Genomic DNA, 20,633 nt, shown 5'->3' with positions numbered 1-20,633 from the left:
GACTGTCGGTGCGCCGCCAGGGACTCGAACCCCGGACCCGCTGATTAAGAGTCAGCTGCTCTAACCAACTGAGCTAGCGGCGCCTGCTGACGGAGGAAACATTAGCATCCGGTCCGGGGAGGGCAAAAATCGGTTTCCCTCAGCCCGGGGTCAGCGCCGGAACCGGGCCCTGAGGTGCGGCTTCGCGCTCCTCGTCGGCCGCCCAGCGGGCCGCCCGGACGCAGGCCCACAGCAGTACGTCGGGACCGGGCAGCCACGGGGCGCGGACGTCCGGGGCGACCAGCCACCGCGAGGCGGCCGGGGCGGCCATGCTCTCGGCGTCCTCGGCATCCTCGGCGTCCGCACCGGCAGGGGTGACGGGGGTGAGCGGGGCGTGACACGGGTGCAGCGGCGGGACCGTCACCGCGTCCCCGCTGCCGTGGCACAGCAGCGGCGGCACGGCGCGCGCCCATTCCTCCCAGCCGAGCAGCGACGGCAGCCGCTGGGCGGTGCCGGGGGCGGCGAACAGCAGGATGCGGCCGCGGTGCGCCGCCACCGGCCCCGAGCCGGGGCCCGCGGACCATAACCGGTCCACCATGTGGCGGCCGAACAGCGCGGGGGCGTTGATCACATCGAAGACGGTGCCGCACGGCAGCACGCTGGGGGCGGCGGGCTGGGTGGCCCACAGGGCCTGGACGGTGTCCGGATGAGGGCTGGCGGAGGCGAGCCAGTCGGCGCCCGCCAGGGTGACGTACGCCGCTGTGGGGAACGTAAGGGTCCGGGGGGTGTCGGGCAGCCAGTCGCTCATGCCGAGACTCCCCCAGCCTGCGGCCGGGGGTACCCCCACGCTTCGCTCGCCTCGCATTGGCGAGGCGCGCACCTCCTGGTTGTCCGCTCGCTTCGCTCGCTCATGGGACAGGTCTACCCATTTCCCGCGTTGCGGTGACGTGGATTGCCGGAATCCGGGACAGGGTGGCGCGAGGCCGAGTATCTTGCCCGCTTTGCATATGCCAGCGGCCCATGATCATGGACCATGAGCCGTCCTGGGGCGGGTGTGACGAACGGTACGTGCGGGACGTGCCGGCCGGCGCTCAGTCGGCGTCGCCGATGTGGGTGCCGCCGTCCCGCAGCAGACCGCGGCCGAACTCGATCATCTTCTGCGCGTAGTCCTCGGACCAGTCCGCCTGCTCGGCGAGCACGGGCAGCGGCGTCCGGTCGAAACGCCGCGGGTCGGCCAGCTGGGCCGCCGCCATCGCCTGATACTCCGTGGCGCGGTCGGCCGCCACGCGGAAGGCCAGCGCCAGCTCCGTGGAGCGGCGCAGCAGCTCGTGCGGGTCCTCCATCGACTCCAGGTCGAAGAAGTGCTCGGGGTCGGCGACTGCCTCGGGCGGCTCGAAGATCAGCGACGAGGGCCTCCTGCGCCGGGGTGCCGGCGCTGTACCGCGGGAGTCGGCAGCCGGGTGGGGCTCGGGCATGTGTATGAACCTCCAGGATTGTCTGCCGCGTTCCAACAGCCATTGTCTCGCGGGACTCACCCTTTCGGGCAAGGGTGCACGCGAACCACCAGTCGGGCTGTGCCGAGCGCCCTAGAGTCGGACTGTCCCGTAAGGGGATCGGTTCGGGCTGGACCGCAACCCCACAGGTTGGAAGCCCCCTCCCAGGCGTGAGGGGAGCGGAGTCACTGTCCCGCCTTGCGTAAGGCGCAGGCGCCGGGACTTGGCAGTTGAGTTGGTCTGGCGGCCCTCAGGGCCGCCACACCACCCGGTGCTCCGACAGATGCGCCAGCACGGCGTGGTTGGCCTCCCAGCCGTCCGGGAACTTGACCGTGACGCCCAGCTGCACCGGCTCGGTGGAGGGATGCTCGTCCAGCAGCTCGGCGACGCCCTCCCGGCACACCACGATGCAGGCGTGGCGGTGGCGGGAGGCGAGGACGCACAGCCGGCCGGTCTCCAGATGGAAGGCCGTGGCGTCGGGGCGGCCGGAGAGCGGGTGCAGGACGACCGTGACATCGAACTCGCGGCCCTGGAGGCGGTTGGCGGTGTCCACCGTGACGCCGTGCACGCCGAGCTCGGCGAGCGCGGCGCGGACCGCCGCAGCCTGGTCGCGATGGGCCGTGCCGACCGCGATCCGGTCGGCCGTCAGTGGCACCGGACCGGGGGAGTTCTCGCTGGTCGCGGCGCCCCCGCGGTCGAGCAGCCGGCGCGCCACCAGGGCCACCGCGCGCACCGCCTCCGGGTCCGTGCGGGGCGTATGGCGGGCGGGTAGTTCGAGCAGCCCCCAGCCGGACTCGGCGGCCTCGTCCAGCACCCGGTCCACCCCCGAGCCGTCCCCGGCCACCCCGAAGGCCAGCCGGCGGTCGCCGTGGTCCGTGCCGCTGCGGAAGGGGGTGTACGGGTAGAACGCGTCGGAGACCAGGGGCGCGGCGGAGGCGGGCAGCCGCCAGGACACCGGCAGGCGGTGCTGCGGCAGATCGGGGTTGTGGGCCAGGAGCGTGGCGACGGCGCTGGCGGACGGGTCGTACGCCAGCCCCGCCCACTGGTCGGCGCCCACCACGCTGAACGGGTCCAGCTGCCCCGGGTCGCCGACGAACAGGGCCCGCTCGAACAGTCCCGCGACGCTCAGCAGCGCATCGGAGCGCATCTGGTACGCCTCGTCCACGATGGCGTGCTGCCAGGGCGTCTCGACCTTGGTGTAGGCCCACTTGGCGGCCGTCGAGACGACGATGTCCATGCCCGCCAGGTCCGCGACCTTCGCGGACGTACGGACCGAGGGGAGCTCGGCCAGCGCCGGGTCGAAGGCGTTGGCATCGCTGCTGTGGAGGCGGCCGACGGGGAGCTGGGGATCCTTGTCGGCCAGGCGGAGGACGAGGTCGTCCACCTGGGCGTTGGTCTGCGCGACGACCATCAACGGGCGTCCTGCAGCGGCCAGTTCGCGGGCCGCGCGGACCACCAGGGTGGACTTGCCCGCGCCGGGCGGGGAGTCGACGACCACCCCGCGCCGGGTGCCGTGGAGCGTGTTGTGCAAGATCGCGTCCGTCGCGGCGGCGGCCGCGGCCGAGGGGTCGAAGGAGTGGTCGCCCGCGTTCTTGAGGAACAGGGACGCACCCCCGTCGGGCCGGGTCACAGGAAGTCCTCCGGGGTCACGGGGTCGGGGGCGTCCGCGGGCGCCCCCGCGGCGGCGGTGGCCGGCGGCCCGCCGTGCGTCCAGGGGGTGTCCTCGGGATCGGGCAACTCCGGGCCGCCGCGCGGGGAATGCTCGAACAGCGTCCAGGACACCGTCTCGTCCACCTCCGGCACCGAACCGGGCTCCGGCTCCTTGCCGCGCCCCATGCCACCCGTCAGCCGCACCACCAGCGCACCGTGCTCCCCGGCCACGTACGAGACGAACTCGGCCGGCTGGCTCCGTCCGTCGGGCAGCGGACGGTAGAGCTTGGCGTTCTCGGACAGCTGCGGGCGGTCCTCGGTGTGCAGCGTGACCAGCGGGCGCGGCATCGGCCGCCGGCCCTCGGAGAACGCCATCTCGACATGCCGGACCGTGCCGCGCATCGCCTCGCCGGACAGTCGCCGCCCCGCCATCACCAGCGGGTCGTCCAGGGCCTCCTGGGCGTCCAGCTGGGCCTGTGCGGTCTCCCGGGAAGCCAGCTTCTGGGCGGCGGTGATGGCGTCGTCCCGCCTCGGCTGCGGCGGCTCCCCGGCGCGCACCCGGTCGCGGTGCGCGGTGTAGGACCAGCGGTCGCGCTTCCAGCGGTCGGCGACCCGGGTGCCCGGCGGCAGCGCGCGCAGCAGTCCGATGCCCCGCCAGACGGCGTCCCAGGTCGGCCGCAACTGGCCTTCCACCAGCGCGCGGATCTCGTCCTCGGCGCCGGGCAGACCGGCGTCGTAGCGGGCCATCGCGGGGGAGAGCAGGCGGTTGTCGAACGCCGGGTCCGTGGCCGGTCCGGCCGGCGGGCACAGCAGCTGGCCGTCCGCGTCGCGCCCCGTCTCCGCGCGCTCGGCCGCCGCCTGGCCCGACTCGCCCGGCGGCGGGTCGATCCAGGCGAGCAGCGCGCCCAGGTGCTGGTCCTCCAGCATGCTCTGCCCGGTGGCCCAGTGGGCGCTCAGCAGCCCCGTCATGGCCAGCAGCAGACTGGCGCCCGGGACCCGGGCCCGCTCACCGAAATGAGTGAACCAGCGGCCCAGCAGCGGGACATGGGGCGGCGCGGGATACGGCGTCTCCGGCTCCTGCTCGGCCGTCCGCCGAAAGCGCATCGAGCGCCCCAGCAGCCGGACGAAATCGATGCCGGAGGCGCTCGGCACGATCAACTGCGGGGCATCCGCGCACAGTTCGACCTGTACGGGGACCCGCTTGCCGGTCTCCGGGTCGGTCTCCTTGCGCTCCTCCCACTCCACCGCGTCCGCGAAGCCGTCCACGTACGGCAGCACCGACTCGGCCAGCTCCGCCAGGAACGCGAACCGCAACTCGCGGTCGCGAGGCTGCGGTACGAGCAGCAGCTGCGGCTTCTCGTGGTCCGTGCCGACCAGCATGCCCAGCGGGGCACCGGCCTCACCCGCGGTCGTGAGCGGGACGAGGACCAGCGGCCGTTCGGACAGATGGCGGTGGCGCACCGTGGTCAGCGGCGCGGCGCGGCCCGACGCCACCGCCTCCATCCGGGCCAGCGTCCGGATCAGGGACATGCCCGCACCTCCGCCCGTTCGGCGGCCCGCTCCGCCGCCTCGGCCAGCGCCTGGGCGCGCAGCGCGGCCGCCCGGCGCAGGGCGAGCACGGCCGGGTCGTCGGGGCCCTTGGCGGCCTGCGTGCCACCGGGGGCGGCCGCCTCGAGGACGGCCTCGATGGTGCGCAGCCCGCCCAGCTCGCCGCGCACCCCGCGGCCGAGCGTCTCCACGGCCCCCAGCTCACGGGACCGCTTACGGCAGTGGAACGCCAGCTCACAGGAGGCCAGGCACTCCGGGGAGTAGGCCGCGTCGACCGTCTCGACGGCCTCGGACAGCTCCTCGGCCGGTCGCGTCGGCGTCCTGCCGTCCTCCGCGAGCCGCAGATCGAAGGTGGTCCCCGGCGGCAGCGCGGCGGCGATCTCCTCGACGCGGGTGAGGCGGGTCAGCTGCCGGCGGGTCGTCGCCAGCTGCTTGCGGACGTCGACGGCGGCGGCGGTGGGCAGGTTGGAGAAGTCCTTCGGGCACACCAGCAGCACCCGGTCGCGCACCCGCACCGCGCGCCCGGTCCGCGCGGCGACATGCCCGGCGACGGTCTCGAGCGCGAGCACATACACCGCCGCCTGGCGGGCCGCCTCGCCCACCTTGGAGGCGTCCGCGGCCCCGTCGATCATCGGGAAGGACTTGATCTCCACGACCGTCCAGCTGCCGTCCGGATGCACCACCACCGCATCCGGCTCCACATAGACCGGCGAGCCGGCCACCTCGACGGCCAGCATCGGATGATCGAGCAGCGCCCAGCCCCCGGCCGCGGTCGCCTCGCGCAGCGCCAGCGCCGTACGGGCCGCCCGGCCCTCGGGCCCGGCGGCGGACAGATCGGGGACGGATACCTCCTCGGCCTCCGGCGGGGCGGTGTCCGTCCGCAGCCGCTCGTGCAGCAGCCGCATCAGGGCCGCGCCGCCGTCGGCCTTCACCCGCGACTCGAAGGTGATGCCACGCATGATCGCGAACTGGGACTGGCCGTATGTCGAGGGCGAGCCCAGCGCCTGCGCCAGCGCCCCCTTGTCGATCCCCGCGCCGTCCAGCAGGGCACGGCGCCGGCAGCCGGGATTGGCGGCCAGCGCGGCGAGCGCACGGGCGTCGAGCGAACGGGGCCGCACACCGGGTCCGCGCAGCTCGGTGAGCCGGCGGCGCAGGCTCGGTGTCGGCGTCTGCTGCCCTGCCGGCGGTGCGGCCGCCGCGGGTCGACTGTCGCGGGAAACGTTCACCCGCGAAAGTCTCGCATCCGCCACTGACATGCGGGGCAACCACCCGAAGATCCGTGCTCCGGACCGCAATCGGCTGCGGCTCCTGCCCCGGTTGGCCACGGCGGGGCGTGCCATGCGGGGGAACCACCCGAAGATCGCCGCCCGATGAACGGCGTCCCCGGCGGCCCCGGCGGCCCCGGCGGCGAGGTCGTCCCCGGTTACGGACAAATCCACCCCGTGCGCGATGATGGAACCACGTCCCGCGGTCAACGCCGCCCGCGCCGAGAACCCCAGCGACCAGCGATCAACGTCAGTGATCAGCGTTCAAGGATCAACGTCAGCGATCAATGGTCGACGAACGACGATCAACGCACCACCGAGCAATTCGGCGAGAGGCGAGAGGTACGACCATGGCAGCGCGCATACTCCTGGCCAGGCACGGACAGACGGAGTGGTCCCTGTCCGGCAAGCACACCGGACGCACCGACATCCCCCTCCTCGACGAGGGCCGCCGCGGCGCCAAGCTCCTCGGGGAACGCCTGCACCACGCCCCCTGGAACGGCCTGCCCGACGTCGAGGTCCGCACCAGCCCCCTCGTCCGCGCGAAGGAAACCTGCGAACTGGCCGGCTTCGGCGACCGGGCCCAGGACTGGGACGCGCTGATGGAGTTCGACTACGGCGCGTACGAGGGCCTGACCCCGGCCGAGATCAAGGCCACCCGGCCGGACTGGCTCATCTGGCGCGACGGTGTCCCCGAGGGCGAGACCCTCGCCGACGTCACCGCGCGGGCCGACGAGGTCATCGACTGGGCCCGCTCCGCCGACCGCGACGTCCTGGTCTTCGCGCACGGCCACATCCTGCGCGCCCTCGGCGCCCGCTGGCTGGGCCTGGACATCTCCTTCGGCGCCCGCATCCGCCTGGAGCCCACCTCCCTGTCGGTGCTCGGCTGGGCCTACGGGGAACCGGCGATCGAGCGGTGGAACGACACGGGCCATCTGGGCTGACCCGCGCCCGGCAGTGGCTGGGGCGGAGGCCAAGCGCGGCACCGTGCACGTCAGTTGAGACGACGGCGGTCGGCGGACGCATCGAGGTCCATGCGACGGCGAAGCCCCCTGCCCCCGCGCCTGGTTCGCGCCGACCGCGGCGGGCGCCCGCTCAGTGGGCGGGCGCCGCGGCGTCCGCCCTGGCGCCCCCCGATGCCGCGTGCCGCCCCAGGAAGTCCGCGACCGCGCCGATGTCCCGGTGTTCGTGCAGTTTCCGTGCGGTGCGGTCGAGCATGGCGCGGATACGGGCCGAGCGGACCTGGTCCAGCAGGGCCAGGACCCGGGTGCCGGCGGCCGCGGCCTCCTCGGGTGCGCCGCTGTCCGCCAGATCGCCCGCCAGTTCCGCGGTGAACAGGGCGATATTGCGGGTGAAGTGAGGATCCTGCATGCTCACCGCCCGGCGCGCGAGGTCCGCGGCGCGCTCTCCCTCGCCCAGCGCCGCCCAGCACTGCGCCTCCAGGCCCGCCAGCTCGGCCTCGCCGTAAAAGGTCATCCATTCGGGGTCGTTGTCCCGCGACCCGGCCGCGAACAGCCGCTCGGCGCGCGCCAGCGCCTGCTCGCAGCCCGTACGGTCCCCCAGTACCGCCCAGCCGCCCGCCTCCCGCAGCGCCAGCAGCGAGAGCAGCCGGGGCGAGGCGAGATGCCGGGCGGCCTGCTGCGCGGCCTGCGCGGCGCGCACCGCCTCGCGGGGCCGGCCGGCGTCGCGGGCCAGGAAGGCGGTGTTGCAGAAGGCATGCGCCTCCAGGGCGGCGTCGCCGCAGACCCGGGCGGTGGCCAGCGCCTCGGCGTAGTGCGAGCGGGCGTCGTCGAAGCGGCCGGAGTCGTGCGCCAACCAGCCGACGGTGATGGCGAGTTCGCCCGCCCCGGTGTGCAGCCGGTCGGCGACCGAGCGGCGCTGGACGCCCGCGTCCAGCAGTTCGTAGGCGGCCCGCAGCGGCTGGGTGGCGCGGCGGTAGATGTCCTCCGCGCCGTGCCGGTCGTCCAGCAGACGGATCCGGCGGACGGCCTCCTCGACGGCGGTGGCCTCGGCCGCACCGGCCCGGCCGGCGGGCGCCCGTTGGGCGGGCACGGCAGCGGCGGCTTCGGTGGGGTGCAGGGCGGTGATGCCCAGGGCGGCCGCCGGGCCGCCGGTGATGAACGCGCGACGCAGCACGTCGCTCTCCTCGGGGATCTGGATACAGGTATCGCGGTGGGCGGGGTCGGTTGCCAGGGGCGCGGCGATCACCGCCGTACGCGCCCCCCGTCCGCGTACCGTCTCGCGTGGCGCGAAGCCCATGTCCGGCAGCGCCAGCCCGGGAAACATGTGCCGGAACACGCGCTCATAGGCGTAGTTCGGGCAACGGATCTCCCCGGACTCGACGCGGCCCACATAGCGGGCGTCGCACGAGACCTGCTCTCCGATCTCACGGGCGGACCGTCGGACCGCTGCCGCGAACTCGCCCGGGGACAGCCGGCCGCGCAGCTGTCGGAAGGCGGTGTTCGGGCGGGCGGGTACGGTGCGGGACGACGCTGATTTTGCTGCTGGCGACGCCATGGCGGACCCTCTCCGTGGCCTTTCCGTGCCATCTTGTGGCGGTGCCGCTTCCTGGCGGTGCGGCGGGACGACCGTACCGGCTGCCAGGGGCGCGATACCCAGCGTTTGGCAACAAACCACCCATCTCGCCCGCGATCTGCCATGAAGTGCCATCCTTTGCAGCGTTACGCCGCCGTAGCTGTTGACATGCGAAGCCGTTGAACTCGGTGTAAAGGGCGCGGCGCGTGCATGAGGAGGGGTTCTCCGTGTGGGAAACCGGCGTGAGCAGAGGCGTGGGCGGAACCGGAGCGAACGCGCCGCAGGGGGCCGCGGCGCCCTGTGACCTCGTGACGGTGCCCGCCCGGCAGGGGCTGGAGGCCGTCGACATCCTGCGGCTGCGGGACGGCGTCGGGCCGGTCCTGCACGACGGCGCCTGCGACACCCTCGGCTTCCTGGTGCCGCCGGGGACGGCCGACGGCTGGGACGTACCGGGCAGCGCGTGTACCCAGACGTACGGGCGCGGGCTCGCGCTGGGGGCGGTGTCCGGCGAGGACGTCACGGAGCCGCCGGTTTCGGGCACCGGCTGGCTGGTGCCGCCGGAGGGCGCGTACGCCGATGCCACCGACCCCGTCGTACTGCGCGCGGCGCTCGGCGAGGCGGCCCGCACGATCGAGGCCGTCGACCGCTGTCAGTGAATCCGGCCGGACGCGCTCGGGCTCACCGCTTCGAGAGCGAGTGGCCGCCCGGGGACGGCGCGGGCGACCGGGACGGCTCGGGCAGGGAGACCTGCGGCGGGGCCGGCTGCGGTTCGGGTGCGCGCGGCGCGGGGGCTTCCGGCGCGGGCGGCTGCATGGGGGGACCGGCCGGCCGGGGCGTCGGCCGGCCCGGTGCGGCGGCGACGGCCGCCTCGTACACGGACATCAGCGACTCGGCGCTGCGCGCGATGTCATAGCGCGCCACCACCGGCGGGACCGGCAGCCGGCCTGGTCCGCTGCGCCGCAGCTCCCTCAGTGCGGTGGCGAGTTCGTAGACGACGGGACTGATGCGGCGGGCGCCGGGAGTCTGGTCGGCGGGCAGTTCGTCGATGGCCGGGCAGCTTCCGTACAGAACGTGCAGCCCGGCGGCGAGCGCCTCCAGGACGGCCAGCCCGAACGCCTCGTCCTGGGAGGGGGACACGAAGACGTCCATCGCCGCCAGCAGTCCGGGAATGTCCGGCACCTTGTCCGGCCCCCGGTCCGGCTGCCTTTCCGGCCTCCCGGCCGGCGCGGCGGCGCGAGCGCGGTCCGCGCGCCCCACTGCGCCCAGCAGATGGATCCGGTCGCCCGACCCGAACTGCTCGGCCATTTTCCGCAGCATCTCGCGCTCCGGCCCGTCACCCGCCAGCAGCAGATGTACGCCGGACAGCTGGGTGACCGCCCGGACCAGAACCTCGAACCGCTTGGCGGGGACGAGGCGGCCCACCCCGCCCACCACGAAGGCATCGACGGGGATACCGAGCCGGGTGCGGACGGCGGAGCGGACGATCGGGTCGTGCCGGAAGCGGTGCGCCTCGATGCCGTTGGGCACCACGTGGATACGCGGTTCCGGGACGCCCCAGCGGCGCAGCCGGGCGGCGACGGTGTCCGAGACGGCGACGGTGGCCGAGCCGAGCCGCTCGGTGGCCCGGTAGAGGGTGCGCACGCCGCGGGTCAGCCGGCGGCCCTCGATCACCGCGTCCCCCAGGGAGTGTTCGGTGGCGACCACCGCCCGCACGCCGGCCATCCGCGCGGCGATCCGGCCGTAGACGCAGGCGCGGTAGAGGTGGGTGTGCACCAGGTCGTAGCCGCCGTCGCGGATGAGGCGGGTGAGGCGGGGCAGCGCCCGCAGATCGCGCTTGCCGGTCATGCCCAGGTGGATGACGGGGGTGCCGTCGGCCCGGATGCCGTCGGCGACCGGGCCGGATCCGGTGAGCGTGACGACCTCGCACCGGGCCGGCAGCCGCCGCAGCATCAGCCGCAGCTGCTGCTCGGCGCCGCCCGCCTCCAAGCCGGTGATGACATGCAGGACCTTCAACACCTACTGCTCCCCTGATATCCGAGCTGACAGAAATCTCCGCGGGAATTTCCGGGCGACGGTCAGCGCCCGGTGTCGGCCTGGACGAACAGTGCGCCGAGCAGATATCCCGCGTCCTGGGTGGTGAACCGGAAAGCGAGACGGTCGCCGCCGGACCGCAGCGCGGACTTGAGGTCGAATACGTCGGAATCGAATCCGAGAGTATTGCGATAAGCGGGCCGCCGGAAGGTGTCCCGGCCGAAATCGGCGATGGTGGAATTCATCACATCATTAGCCGGGTTGGCGGCATCCCAGAGCGCAATCGGGATCCCTTTGTCGACCGCTGCGGAGAGCGAGTCATTTCCGGTGCCGCGGTCGCCGTTGTATGCCAGCACCCCCGCACTGCCGCGTGCATTCGGTGGAATCCGTAGCCCTTTCAGGTTCACCGAAAGGGCGCGGCGGTTTGCGTTCAGCGGCTGAAATCCGTCCCAGAGAGCGAGTCCGCGCAACGGCTCCCGGGGATTCTCGTACGCGACGACGAGACTCCAGCCGCCCCAGCCGCCGGCCGCGGAATTCCCCCGGGCCGCATTGACCTGGCCCACCGTGTAGGTGCCGGCGCCGCCCTCCCGCACCGCCCCGGTGACGTCCGTCGACGCCTGGAAACCGTCCGTCCTGGTGGTGGTGCGGTGGCCGGTCAGGGTGTCGGCGCGCACCTCCTTGTACGACCCGCCGGGTGCGGCAAGCAGGACCCGGCCGCTGTCGTCGGCCTGTTTCTGCTCGCCGGCCCGCAGATTGCCGCCCCAGTACAGCCGGGCGTAGCTGACGCGGGAGCCGGGCGGCAGCGGGAGCTCCGCCCGGCTGGAGTTGTCGGTCCGGGCGTCGGCGTCGATGTCGATATAGGCCATCTGGTAGCGGCCGTTGGCGCCGGCGCCGCCCTCCTGGACCGCCGCGCACCGTCCGGCGGCGCGGTCGGCCGGTGCACCGCAGGTGACCGAGGAGTTGGCGGCGCGGATGATGCCGCCGTGCTGCGTTGCGTGATAGCGCTCGGTGAACGGAATTCGGGCGGATTCCCCGGGGGACGGTGTGGCCGCGGCCGAGGACAACACCGAGGACAACGCGGTCGGCAATGCCAAAGCCGCCAGAGCGCATACGGCGCCGCGCCCGCTGCGGTCCATCGACTTCCGCATGCCGTCCTCTCCCGACTCAAGTGATCGTGCCGGACTTCAATCAGTCAAACAGGAGAGCACTCTGACAGAAATCATGTTGGAAATCGCGGCAGGCACGCCGGGCACCGGTCCGGCTGTGCCGATCAGCGGAATACCGTGACGTGTCCGGCCGCGAGAAAAGGCCCGTACGGGCGAACGTTTTCCCGAAAGGGCGAACGGCCGCATCCCTGCCGTAATTCGCTCGTTGTGACCGATGCCCCATTAGCGAACTGAAAGGAGAAAGGTGATGAAGCGGTTCGTCAAGACCGCCGTCATGGCCACGGCCAGCTGCGCCATGGTGCTGAGCAGCGCGGGAATCTCCGCTGCGCACTGCGATGGCAGCCACGCTCGCAAGGCTCGCGTCGGCCATGCCGAAAGCTATGTCGTCCAGGCCCGAATGGGCCACCACTACGGCAAGCGCGTCAAGGGCGGCAAGGGCGGCCACCGTGGTCGCGGCGGAGCGACGGCCATCGGTTACGCCAAGCGCTCCCCCGGCGTCCTCAGCGGCAACGTCGTCCAGGTGCCGATCGACATTCCGATCAATGTGTGCGGTAACTCGGTCGGCATCTTCCAGCTGCTGAGCCCGGCCTTCCGGAACATCTGCGTCAACAAGTGACCTGAGCGCCGGCCCGGAAGGCATCGGGGCGGCTCGGTTCACGGTGCGCTGTGGCGGGTCGTCCGGGACGGCTGTCCTGGGTGACCCGCCGCTGCGCTCTCCCGCGGGTGGGGGCCCACGGCCCGGCTGCGGGCCACCCGCCCGATACTTGTGGCATGGCAAAGAGCAGGCGCGGGCGCGGCGGCCCGGAGTCCGTCACCGAGAAGGTGGACGGCGGGGTCGCGGAGCTGCGCCCCGACCGGGACCGGCCGCGCGGCTGGACGCTGCTGATCGACGGCGCCCCGCAGTCGCATGTGGACCTCGACGATCCGGCGTACCTGGAGTTCTCCTACCAGCGCCGTCTCGGCCACATCGCCGATCTGGCCGCGCCGCCCGGCAAGCCGCTCCAGGCCGTCCATCTCGGCGGCGGCGCGCTGACCATGGCGCGCTATGTCGCCGCGACCCGCCCGCGCTCCACCCAGCAGGTCGTCGAGATCGACGCCCCGCTCGTCCAGCTCGTCCGCAGCCGGCTCCCGTGGGAGAGCGGCTGGCGCATCCGGGTGCGCGGCGGGGACGCCCGCGCGGGGCTGGCGAAGATCCCGGACGGCTGGGCGGACCTGATCATCGCGGATGTCTTCGGCGGCGCCCGCACGCCCGCGCATCTGACCAGCACCGAGTTCGTGGGGGAGGTGCGCCGGGCGCTGCGGCCCGGCGGCTGCTACGCGGCCAACCTCGCCGACGGGCCGCCGCTGCGCTTTCTGCGCGGCCAGATCGCCACCGTCCGTACGGTCTTCCCCGAGCTGTGTCTGACCGCCGACCCGGCCGTGCTGCGGGGCAAGCGGTTCGGCAACGCCGTACTGCTCGCCTCCGACCGCGCGCTGCCGGTCGCCGAGCTGACCCGGCGGGCGGCGGGCGACCCGCACGCCGGACGGGTCGAACACGGCCGGGCGCTGCTGGACTTCACCGGCGGCGCGGCGCCGGTCACCGACGCCACGGCGGTGGCGTCACCGGCCCCGCCCGCCGAGGCCTTCGACTGACGGCCCGTCGGCCGGTCCGAACGGGCCCGCCGCCGGTCCGGTGGCGGCGGCTCCGGTGCGCCGGGCGGCCGCGCGCCCGCGTGTGGTAGCACTGCGTACATGACGGGCAAGCCCACCGAACGTGCTGGTTATCACCATGGCGACCTCCCCGCCGCGCTCACCGCGGCGGCGCTGGAGATCCTGGACGAGCGCGGAACGGAGCAGGTGACCGTACGCGAAGTCGCGCGCCGGGCAGGGGTGTCGCCGGGAGCGCCGTTCCGGCATTTCGCCGACCGCCAGGCGCTGCTGACCGCGGTCGCGGACCGCATCCTGGTCGACTTCAGGGAATGGCAGCTCGGCATGCTCGCGGACACCGGCGGTTCCGCGATGCGCGCCTTCGGCCTGGGCTTCGTCCGCTACGCGATCCGCCACCCGCGCCGTTTCGAGCTGATGCGGGGCAGGGTGTTCGGCGAGCGCCGGCCCGACGAACTGCACCAGCGGCTGTCCGACATCGAGCGGCTCCTCGCCGACATCATCGACGCCGAGCAGAAGGCCGGTGTGCTGCGTCCGGGCGATCCCGCGGTCGTGGGGCTCGCGGGTCAGGCGGTGGTCTACGGGCTGTCGCAGATGATCGTCGACGGGTATCTGCCGCCGGACGGGGCGGAGCGGCTGGCCGAGCAGGTGCTGGACACCTTCGGCGCGGGGATCCGCAACTTCCCCGATTCCAAGGGGTCTTGACCGCCCCTCCGCACGCTGATGTAATCACTGATTACATCAGTCGAGGGGGTCCGATGCCCGCACCGCGCCCGTCACGTCTCTCGCCCCTGCCGCGGATACCGCGCTTCCCGGACCCCGCGGCCATCGGCACGGTGGCCGTCAAGGCGACCCCGGCCGAGGCCTACCGGGTCGTCAGCGATCCGCTCGTCATGATCCGTCTCGGCGAAGAGGCCCACCGGGCCCGCTGGCTGGGCGGCGCCACGGCCCCGGCGGTCGGCGCCCGCTTCCGCGGGTACAACCGCAACGGCCTCCGCCGCTGGGTCACCAACTGCCGTATCACGGACGCCGATCCGGGCCGGCGCTTCGCCTACGAGGTCACGGCGCCGCTCAACGTCCCCATCTCCCGCTGGCAGTACGACATCGCGCACGCGGCGGAGGGCTGCACCGTCACCGAGACGAACTGGCTGCGGGTGCCGCTGTGGTTCCTCCCCTTCGCCGTCCTGATCACCGGCGTCTTCGACCGCATCGGCGCCAACCACACCCATATCGGCACCACGCTGGGGCGCCTGAAACGCCATCTGGAGTCACCCCCGCCCGGCGCGACGCCGGACGGCACGCCGGGCGGCCCGGAGCGCGGCGTCCGGCGAGCGGGGTGACGGGGCGGCCCGGACCCCCCGCCCCGGCCGGATCGATCCCGGCAGGTCGAACGGCAGAGGCGGGCGCCAGTGACCACACACCAGGAAAGGAAGGCACGCAGATGCACGAGGCACACGGCACACACGGCATAGGCGATCTCCGCGAGGTGCGCGGCCTGCTCGCTCCCGATGCGTACCGGGGCGTCGTCGCCACGGTCATGGACAACAACCCCGGTATGGACGAGCCCACGGCCGGCCGCGTCGTGGCCGAAGCCCTGAAGTTCGTGGTGACCGCAGTGAAGTTCCCGACGGCGCCCCTCCGGCCTTCGCGCCTGGTCGACGAGGGCTGGCACGCCCTCATCCTGCACACGGCGCTCTACGCCGACCTGTGCGCCCGGCTCGGACAGTTCGTCCACCACCACCCCGACGGACCGGACGCCTCCCGCCGCGGCCCGGACGCGCACCTGGCCACCGTCGCCCTGATCGAAGAGGCGGGATTCAGCGCGGACAAGGACCTGTGGACGGCGCCGGCGGGCGTACCGGTGGCGGCGGGGGCGAACTGCAGGCGGCGCCCCGGCCATCCCGGTGGCGGCTGTTCCACGTCGTCCTGCGGCTCGTCCTGTGGCTCGTCGTGCGGCTCCTCCTGCGGCGGGGGCGGGGGCGACTAGGGAGCCTGGCGGGGCGTCCGTCACCGCACTGAAAAGCGTCAACTCCCCGGCCGGGCACGCCTCGTGTGCCCGGCGTACCACCGCTCCCGCAAGGAAAAGGGCAGCTGGAAGCGGTGCGTGCCCGTCGGGGAAGCCCCGTCGGGGACACCCCGTCGGGCCGGCCCTAGGTGGCGCTGTTGCTGGACACCACCGTCGGCGGATGCCCGTTCCAGGTGCAGATGACCGACGTGTGCGCCGCGCCGCCGGTGAAGTCCACCCGGATCCACTGATTCTGCTTCCACACCTGCATTTCCCACCCCGCGTTCGGCGTCGCCGATACCAGCTCGGCGGACCCGGAGCCCATGGCGAAGACGACCCGCCCGCCCGCCGTCGCATAGCTCTTGATCCGGCCGTCGGCGGTGGCGGAGGGGCCGGCCGGCGGGGCGGGGGAGTGGGAGGTCCCGGCGTTGCCGGAGCGGGCGGGGGCCGACGGGGTGGCGGGCTTCTCGTCCGACGGCGACGGGGTCGGCCCGGCCGGTTTCGGTCGGTGCGTGGAGGAGACGCGGGGCGTGACGGCCACCTGGTCGGAGAGCGGCAGCGCGCGCGGCGCGTCGTAGGCCGTACCGGACAGCACCGTATGCACGCCGAACCACGACAAGGTGACCGCGGCGCCGGTCGCCAGCGTCCAGGCCAGCGCGTGAACCAGTCCTCGTTGCATTTGGCTCATACTGCACCACCGGCCCGCCCTGTTGCAGCCCGTCCCCGACCCCCGCCATGCCCGCCCGGCGTCAACCTCGGACAGGGCACCGCCCCGAATGGCGTACGGTGCCGCCCATGGCACGTGTGCTCGTCGTCGAGGACGATCAGTTCGTACGCTCGGCCCTCATCCGGCATCTGACCGACGCCTCCCACACGGTACGCAGCGTCGGTACCGCCCTGGAGGCGCTGCGCGAGGTCGCGCACGTCGGCTTCGACGTGGTCATCCTCGACCTGGGGCTGCCGGACCTGGACGGATCCGAGGCGCTGAAGATGCTCCGCGGCATCACCGACGTCCCCGTGATCATCGCCACCGCCCGGGACGACGAGGCCGAAATCGTACGGCTGCTGAACGACGGCGCCGACGACTACCTCACCAAGCCGTTCTCCGTGGAACATCTCTCGGCCCGGATGTCGGCCGTACTGCGCCGCTCCCGCGCGAGCGCCACCGGCACGGAACCGCCCTCCCGAGTGATGCGGGTAGGCGGCCTGTCCATCGACCCCCTGCGCCGCCAGGCCGAACTGGACGGCGTCGCCCTCGACCTGACCCGCCGGGAATTCGACCTGCTCGCCTTCCTCGCGGAGCGGCCGGGCGTCGTCGTGGCCCGCAAGGAACTGCTCGCCGAGGTCTGGCAACAGGCGTACGGGGACGACCAGACCATCGACGTCCATCTCTCCTGGCTCCGCCGCAAACTGGGCGAAACCGCGGCGAAGCCCCGGTATCTGCACACCCTGCGGGGTGTCGGCGTGAAGCTGGAGCCACCGCTGTGAGCGACGCACGCGAGGCCGCCGGGCCGCGGACGACGGCGACCGCCGCACCTCCGCGCCTCGCGGGCGGAGCGGCGAAGGATGAGACGCCGTGAGATGGGCGCTGGTCAAGGTGGCACTCGCGGTCACCGTGATGGTCGTGGTCGCCTTCGCGATACCGCTGGGGCTCGTCGTCAAGGAGATGGCCCGCGACCGCGCCTTCTCCAACGCCGAGCGGCAGGCCGCCACCATCGGCCCGGTCCTGGCCATCACCACCGACCGCACCCAGCTCGAACGGGCCGTCGCCAGCGCCGAAACCGGCCCCGGCGGCGGGATCGGCGTCCATGTACCGGCGAGCGGCAGACGGGGCCAACCCGCCCAGATCGGCACGAGGCGGGCCGCGCCCGAGGATGTGGCCGCCGCCGCCAAACTCGGCCGGGCCTCCATCTCACCGGTCCCCGGCGGCTCCTGCCTGCTCCAGCCCACCGCCGTCGCCTCCGGCATCGCCGTCGTCGAGGTCTTCGTCCCCGACGCCGCGCTCACCAACGGGGTCACCACCTCCTGGGTGGTGCTGGCCGGCGTCGGCCTGGCGCTCATCATCGGCTCGGTCGCGGTCGCCGACCGCCTCGGCACCCGGATGGTGCGCCCCGCCGAGCGACTGGCGGGCGCCGCGCACGACCTGGGCAAGGGCAAACTCGGCGTGCGCGTCCCCGAGGACGGCCCCAAGGAACTCCGCTCCGCGGCCAGCGCCTTCAACGCCATGGCCGACCAGGTCGTCCAACTCCTCGCCAACGAACGCGAACTGGCCGCCGACCTCTCGCACCGCCTGCGCACCCCGCTCACCGTCCTGCGCCTCAACGCCGCCTCGCTCGGCGACACCCCCGCAGCCGAACAGACCCGCGCCGCCGTCGCCCAGCTGGAGCGCGAGGTCGACCAGATCATCCGCACCGCCCGCGAGCAGCAGGCACACGCCCAGCAGACGGCCGCCGCGGCGGGCTGCGACGCGGCCGAGGTGATCACCGAACGGATGGCCTTCTGGTCGGCGCTCGCCGAGGACGAGGGCCGAACGGTCCGCATCGCGGGCGCCGACCGCCCCGTACGCATCCCCGTCGCCCGCCCCGAACTCGCCGCCGCCCTGGACGCGATGCTCGGCAACGTCTTCCGTCACACCCCCGAGGGCACCGCCTTCGCGGTCGATGTCCACAACGCCGAGGAGGCGGTGATCGTGCTGGTCTCGGACGCCGGACCGGGGATCGCCGACCCGGACGCGGCGCTGCGCCGCGGTCACTCGGGCGGTGGGGACGGCTCCACCGGGCTCGGCCTGGACATCGTGCGCAGGCTGGCCGAATCCACCGGCGGCGACGTCCGGATCGGCCGCTCGGTCCTGGGCGGCACCGAGGTACGCGTCTGGCTGGCCCTGGCCGACGAACGCGCCGAGCGCGGCGCCCGGCGCGGCCACCGGCTGCGGCGCAGCCTCGGCGCCCGGCGCCGACGGGCCGCCCGTACCGGCTCCTGAGCGCCGCCATCCTGGGAGGCCCCGGGGCTCTTAACCGCCCCCTTCCCCTTCCTTAAGGGACCCATAATTCCGCCAACTGCCGCCCCGATCCCGGCATTTGTCCGTTTCCCGGCCGCTAGCGTGCGGGACGTACCCAAGGCACCCCCCGTGCATGACGGTGCACCCCCTCAGTGCGCCCGGCCCCCCACGCAACGAACAGGCAGGCACCCATGACCCCCTCGGCACACCGCCGCCGCAAGAGCCGCACCACCACCCTCCTCGTGACCGGCGCGGCCGCCGCGGTCGCGGCCGGCGGCGCCTTCGCCATCGCCGGCTCCGCCATGGCCACCAAGACACCGGGGACCGCCAAGGCACCCGCGACCACCAAGGCCGGCGCGGGCTTCGCCCCGTACGTCGACACTTCCCTCACCCCCGCCTACGACCTGGTGGACACCGCCAAGAAGACCGGGGTGAAGACCTTCAACCTCGCCTTTGTCACCTCCGGCGGTGGCTGCGACCCCAAGTGGGGCGGCTCCGGCGAGCTGGGCAACGACCCGGTGGCCAAGCAGATACCCGCTCTGCGGAAGGCCGGCGGCGACGTCCGGGTCTCCTTCGGCGGCGCCAACGGCTCCGAACTCGGCCTGGCCTGCAACTCCGCGGCCGAGCTGGCCGCCGCCTACGGCAAGGTCATCGACCAGTTCCACCTCACCAAGGCCGACTTCGACATCGAGGGCGGCGCGCTGCCCAACACCGAGGCCAACACCCGCCGCGCCCAGGCCATCGCCCAGCTCCAGAAGAAGCACCCGGACCTGAACGTCTCCTTCACCCTCCCCGTCATGCCCGAGGGGCTGACCCAGGACGGCGTGAACCTCCTCGCCAATGCCAAGAAGAACGGCGCCAAGATCTCCGCCGTCAACATCATGGCGATGGACTACGGCGCCTCCTACAACGGCGACATGGGCACCTACGCCACCCAGGCCGCCACCGCCACCAAGGGCCAGATCGAAAAGGCCCTCGGGCTCGGCGACGCGGCCGCCTGGAAGACCGTCGCCGTCACCCCGATGATCGGCGTCAACGACGTCCAGAACGAGGTCTTCAAGGTCGACGACGCCACCGAGCTGGTGAAGTTCGCCCGGGAAAAGCACCTGGGCCAGCTGTCGATGTGGTCCGCCACCCGCGACAAGGCCTGCCCCGGCGGCGGCAACTCCGCCCAGCCCACCTGCAGTTCCATCGACCAGGCCCCGCTGGCCTTCACCAAGGCCTTCGCCGCCTACACCGGCTGACCTCCCCCGGGCGGGGCGCGGCGACCTTCCCCCACTCGCTGCGCCCCGCCGCCTTCTGTGCGTTCCGCAGGACCGAGGCGCGCACCGCCCGCGGCTCCCCTCTACACGGTGACGTCCGGGGCGCCCCGTACGGCCGCCCGGAAGGCGATCGGCGTCGTGCCGGCCCGTCGCTGGAAGAACTTGCTGAAGTTGGTGGCGTCGGCGAAGCCCAGCCGGTCCGCGATCCGGGCCGCCGGCTGATCGCCGTGCGCCAGCAGCCGCTTGGCCTCCAGCACCACCCGGCGGTCGATGAACTCCTTCGCCCCCACCCCGGCCCCGGCCTCGGTGGCCCGGGAGAGCGTACGGGGCGCATAGCCCAGCGACCGGGCGTAGTCGGCGACCCGGCGGCTGCGGGTGAAGTCCCGCTCCACCGCGTCCCGGAAGCGCAGATAGGTCTCGCTCGCCTCGCACGTCCCGTCGTCGCCCGACGGCCCGCCCGGATGCGCGGCCCGCAGCACCAACACGGCCAGCAGATGCCGCAGCACCTCGACGTGCACCTCCAGCGGCAGCCCGCCCAGCTCGCCGAATTCCTCGCTCAGCGCGCTCAGCGCGGCATCCAGGCCCCGGGCCGCCGCGCCCTCCGGATGCCGTACGGCGGGCCCGTACCAGTCCTCGACCCGGGCCGCCGCCGCGGTCGCCGGGTCCAGGAAACCGGCCTCGAAGAGCACCAGCCGCCCCTCGGCCCCGCGCAGATCACCGAAGTGCTGCACCTGCCCCGGGCGCGACCACAGCAGATCGCCCGGGGCCAGGACGTGCTCGCGGAAGTCGACGCTGTGCACCAGCCGGCCGGCGTCCAGGAGCAGCAGATGGTGGAACCCCGGGCGGTGCGGCGTCGACAGCTGACAGGCGTCCGCGCGCCCGCGCAGCTCGTCCAGGGTCAGTACCTCCACCCCCGCGGGCCGCCCGGCCGGGGCGGAGAACGCCACCTCGCGGATCTCCGGGACGCCCTCCGCGTCGTACCGCCGCTCCTCCCGATCCTGTCTCTTTTTGACCATGCCCGGTCCCCTTGCTACCCCGAAATATGCCGCTCTTGCCT

20 protein-coding genes and 1 tRNA gene are annotated in these 20,633 nt (G+C 73.4%); 10 read left to right on the top strand and 11 right to left on the bottom strand.

Annotated features, from left to right (window positions below):
- Nucleotides 1–9: 9 nt before the first annotated feature.
- From AC5677_RS14030 to AC5677_RS14005, 6 genes are all read right to left on the bottom strand, one after another.
- Nucleotides 10–83: transfer RNA gene (locus tag AC5677_RS14030), tRNA-Lys, on the bottom strand.
- A gap of 56 nt (nucleotides 84–139) precedes the next feature.
- Nucleotides 140–787, bottom strand: coding sequence for a bifunctional DNA primase/polymerase (locus AC5677_RS14025; protein WP_497195379.1), 648 nt, complete (start codon nucleotides 785–787; stop codon nucleotides 140–142).
- Between the two features lie 283 nt (nucleotides 788–1,070).
- Nucleotides 1,071–1,454 (bottom strand): DUF8844 domain-containing protein, encoded by a 384-nt coding sequence (locus AC5677_RS14020; protein WP_497195378.1) that lies wholly within the window; start codon nucleotides 1,452–1,454, stop codon nucleotides 1,071–1,073.
- A 268-nt stretch (nucleotides 1,455–1,722) separates the two neighbouring features.
- Complete coding sequence (locus AC5677_RS14015; RefSeq protein WP_497195377.1) at nucleotides 1,723–3,102, bottom strand: AAA domain-containing protein; 1,380 nt, start codon at nucleotides 3,100–3,102, stop codon at nucleotides 1,723–1,725.
- The gene (locus tag AC5677_RS14010; RefSeq protein WP_497195376.1) at nucleotides 3,099–4,652 is read right to left on the bottom strand and encodes a hypothetical protein; all 1,554 of its coding nucleotides are present in this window, start codon (nucleotides 4,650–4,652) and stop codon (nucleotides 3,099–3,101) included. Before AC5677_RS14010 ends, AC5677_RS14015 begins: the two co-directional genes overlap by 4 nt.
- A complete protein-coding gene (locus AC5677_RS14005; protein WP_497195375.1) occupies nucleotides 4,643–5,896 on the bottom strand; it encodes a hypothetical protein in 1,254 nt (417 codons plus the stop codon). The genes AC5677_RS14010 and AC5677_RS14005 overlap by 10 nt, the downstream gene beginning before the upstream one ends.
- 389 nt (nucleotides 5,897–6,285) lie before the next feature.
- On the opposite strand from AC5677_RS14005, the gene AC5677_RS14000 reads away from it, so the two are divergent.
- On the top strand, nucleotides 6,286–6,879 hold the full coding sequence (locus AC5677_RS14000; protein WP_497195374.1) for a histidine phosphatase family protein: 594 nt from the start codon (nucleotides 6,286–6,288) through the stop codon (nucleotides 6,877–6,879).
- 151 nt (nucleotides 6,880–7,030) lie between these two features.
- Here AC5677_RS14000 and AC5677_RS13995 read toward each other — a convergent pair whose 3' ends face one another.
- On the bottom strand, nucleotides 7,031–8,452 hold the full coding sequence (locus tag AC5677_RS13995) for an NsdA family TPR-like regulatory protein (protein WP_497195373.1): 1,422 nt from the start codon (nucleotides 8,450–8,452) through the stop codon (nucleotides 7,031–7,033).
- Between the two features lie 260 nt (nucleotides 8,453–8,712).
- On the opposite strand from AC5677_RS13995, the gene AC5677_RS13990 reads away from it, so the two are divergent.
- Nucleotides 8,713–9,126: a hypothetical protein gene (locus tag AC5677_RS13990; RefSeq protein ID WP_497195372.1), complete on the top strand. Its 414-nt coding sequence runs from the start codon at nucleotides 8,713–8,715 to the stop codon at nucleotides 9,124–9,126.
- Nucleotides 9,127–9,148: 22 nt separating this feature from the next.
- Here AC5677_RS13990 and AC5677_RS13985 read toward each other — a convergent pair whose 3' ends face one another.
- Nucleotides 9,149–10,483 carry a glycosyltransferase gene (locus AC5677_RS13985; RefSeq protein ID WP_497196612.1) on the bottom strand — a complete coding sequence of 445 codons (1,335 nt, stop codon included), beginning with the start codon at nucleotides 10,481–10,483 and terminating at the stop codon, nucleotides 9,149–9,151.
- A 62-nt stretch (nucleotides 10,484–10,545) separates the two neighbouring features.
- Nucleotides 10,546–11,649 (bottom strand): hypothetical protein, encoded by a 1,104-nt coding sequence (locus AC5677_RS13980; protein WP_497195371.1) that lies wholly within the window; start codon nucleotides 11,647–11,649, stop codon nucleotides 10,546–10,548.
- Between the two features lie 265 nt (nucleotides 11,650–11,914).
- On the opposite strand from AC5677_RS13980, the gene AC5677_RS13975 reads away from it, so the two are divergent.
- The 5 genes from AC5677_RS13975 (at nucleotide 11,915) to AC5677_RS13955 (ending at nucleotide 15,298) form a co-directional block, all read left to right on the top strand.
- Nucleotides 11,915–12,283, top strand: a complete 369-nt coding sequence (locus AC5677_RS13975) for a chaplin (RefSeq protein WP_497195370.1) — start codon at nucleotides 11,915–11,917, stop codon at nucleotides 12,281–12,283.
- A 155-nt stretch (nucleotides 12,284–12,438) separates the two neighbouring features.
- Nucleotides 12,439–13,299 carry a spermidine synthase gene (locus AC5677_RS13970; RefSeq protein WP_497195369.1) on the top strand — a complete coding sequence of 287 codons (861 nt, stop codon included), beginning with the start codon at nucleotides 12,439–12,441 and terminating at the stop codon, nucleotides 13,297–13,299.
- Between the two features lie 99 nt (nucleotides 13,300–13,398).
- Nucleotides 13,399–14,016 (top strand): TetR/AcrR family transcriptional regulator, encoded by a 618-nt coding sequence (locus tag AC5677_RS13965; protein WP_497195368.1) that lies wholly within the window; start codon nucleotides 13,399–13,401, stop codon nucleotides 14,014–14,016.
- A 53-nt stretch (nucleotides 14,017–14,069) separates the two neighbouring features.
- Complete coding sequence (locus AC5677_RS13960) at nucleotides 14,070–14,651, top strand: SRPBCC family protein (protein ID WP_497195367.1); 582 nt, start codon at nucleotides 14,070–14,072, stop codon at nucleotides 14,649–14,651.
- 101 nt (nucleotides 14,652–14,752) lie between these two features.
- Nucleotides 14,753–15,298, top strand: coding sequence for a glycine-rich domain-containing protein (locus tag AC5677_RS13955; protein WP_497195366.1), 546 nt, complete (start codon nucleotides 14,753–14,755; stop codon nucleotides 15,296–15,298).
- 163 nt (nucleotides 15,299–15,461) lie between these two features.
- On the opposite strand, the gene AC5677_RS13950 is transcribed toward AC5677_RS13955, so the two are convergent.
- The gene (locus AC5677_RS13950) at nucleotides 15,462–15,995 is read right to left on the bottom strand and encodes a hypothetical protein (RefSeq protein WP_497195365.1); all 534 of its coding nucleotides are present in this window, start codon (nucleotides 15,993–15,995) and stop codon (nucleotides 15,462–15,464) included.
- A gap of 116 nt (nucleotides 15,996–16,111) precedes the next feature.
- On the opposite strand from AC5677_RS13950, the gene AC5677_RS13945 reads away from it, so the two are divergent.
- The 3 genes from AC5677_RS13945 to AC5677_RS13935 all read left to right on the top strand — a co-directional run bounded on the left by AC5677_RS13945 (nucleotide 16,112) and on the right by AC5677_RS13935 (nucleotide 19,558).
- A complete protein-coding gene (locus tag AC5677_RS13945; RefSeq protein ID WP_497195364.1) occupies nucleotides 16,112–16,804 on the top strand; it encodes a response regulator transcription factor in 693 nt (230 codons plus the stop codon).
- A gap of 88 nt (nucleotides 16,805–16,892) precedes the next feature.
- Nucleotides 16,893–18,296 (top strand): sensor histidine kinase, encoded by a 1,404-nt coding sequence (locus AC5677_RS13940; RefSeq protein ID WP_497195363.1) that lies wholly within the window; start codon nucleotides 16,893–16,895, stop codon nucleotides 18,294–18,296.
- A 209-nt stretch (nucleotides 18,297–18,505) separates the two neighbouring features.
- Nucleotides 18,506–19,558 carry a chitinase gene (locus tag AC5677_RS13935; protein WP_497195362.1) on the top strand — a complete coding sequence of 351 codons (1,053 nt, stop codon included), beginning with the start codon at nucleotides 18,506–18,508 and terminating at the stop codon, nucleotides 19,556–19,558.
- Between the two features lie 101 nt (nucleotides 19,559–19,659).
- On the opposite strand, the gene AC5677_RS13930 is transcribed toward AC5677_RS13935, so the two are convergent.
- Nucleotides 19,660–20,592: a helix-turn-helix domain-containing protein gene (locus tag AC5677_RS13930; RefSeq protein WP_497195361.1), complete on the bottom strand. Its 933-nt coding sequence runs from the start codon at nucleotides 20,590–20,592 to the stop codon at nucleotides 19,660–19,662.
- Between the last annotated feature and the right edge of the window lie 41 nt (nucleotides 20,593–20,633).

It is taken from the genome of Streptomyces sp. JLSY215, from assembly GCF_059682825.1.
Note: the sequence above shows the minus strand (reverse complement) of the source record. Positions and strands in the feature narration are given on the sequence as shown.

Excerpts from the sequence above, each read along its gene's own strand:
- AC5677_RS13960 (WP_497195367.1), top strand. The coding sequence starts at position 14,070 with ATGCCCGCACCGCGCCCGTCACGTCTCTCGCCCCTGCCGCGGATACCG.
- AC5677_RS13995 (WP_497195373.1), bottom strand. The coding sequence starts at position 8,452 with ATGGCGTCGCCAGCAGCAAAATCAGCGTCGTCCCGCACCGTACCCGCC.
- AC5677_RS13935 (WP_497195362.1), top strand. The coding sequence starts at position 18,506 with ATGACCCCCTCGGCACACCGCCGCCGCAAGAGCCGCACCACCACCCTC.
- AC5677_RS13945 (WP_497195364.1), top strand. The coding sequence starts at position 16,112 with ATGGCACGTGTGCTCGTCGTCGAGGACGATCAGTTCGTACGCTCGGCC.
- AC5677_RS13980 (WP_497195371.1), bottom strand. The coding sequence starts at position 11,649 with ATGCGGAAGTCGATGGACCGCAGCGGGCGCGGCGCCGTATGCGCTCTG.
- AC5677_RS13950 (WP_497195365.1), bottom strand. The coding sequence starts at position 15,995 with ATGCAACGAGGACTGGTTCACGCGCTGGCCTGGACGCTGGCGACCGGC.
- AC5677_RS13975 (WP_497195370.1), top strand. The coding sequence starts at position 11,915 with ATGAAGCGGTTCGTCAAGACCGCCGTCATGGCCACGGCCAGCTGCGCC.
- AC5677_RS13965 (WP_497195368.1), top strand. The coding sequence starts at position 13,399 with ATGACGGGCAAGCCCACCGAACGTGCTGGTTATCACCATGGCGACCTC.
- AC5677_RS13930 (WP_497195361.1), bottom strand. The coding sequence starts at position 20,592 with ATGGTCAAAAAGAGACAGGATCGGGAGGAGCGGCGGTACGACGCGGAG.
- AC5677_RS14010 (WP_497195376.1), bottom strand. The coding sequence starts at position 4,652 with ATGTCCCTGATCCGGACGCTGGCCCGGATGGAGGCGGTGGCGTCGGGC.
- AC5677_RS14000 (WP_497195374.1), top strand. The coding sequence starts at position 6,286 with ATGGCAGCGCGCATACTCCTGGCCAGGCACGGACAGACGGAGTGGTCC.
- AC5677_RS13970 (WP_497195369.1), top strand. The coding sequence starts at position 12,439 with ATGGCAAAGAGCAGGCGCGGGCGCGGCGGCCCGGAGTCCGTCACCGAG.
- AC5677_RS13955 (WP_497195366.1), top strand. The coding sequence starts at position 14,753 with ATGCACGAGGCACACGGCACACACGGCATAGGCGATCTCCGCGAGGTG.
- AC5677_RS14020 (WP_497195378.1), bottom strand. The coding sequence starts at position 1,454 with ATGCCCGAGCCCCACCCGGCTGCCGACTCCCGCGGTACAGCGCCGGCA.
- AC5677_RS14025 (WP_497195379.1), bottom strand. The coding sequence starts at position 787 with ATGAGCGACTGGCTGCCCGACACCCCCCGGACCCTTACGTTCCCCACA.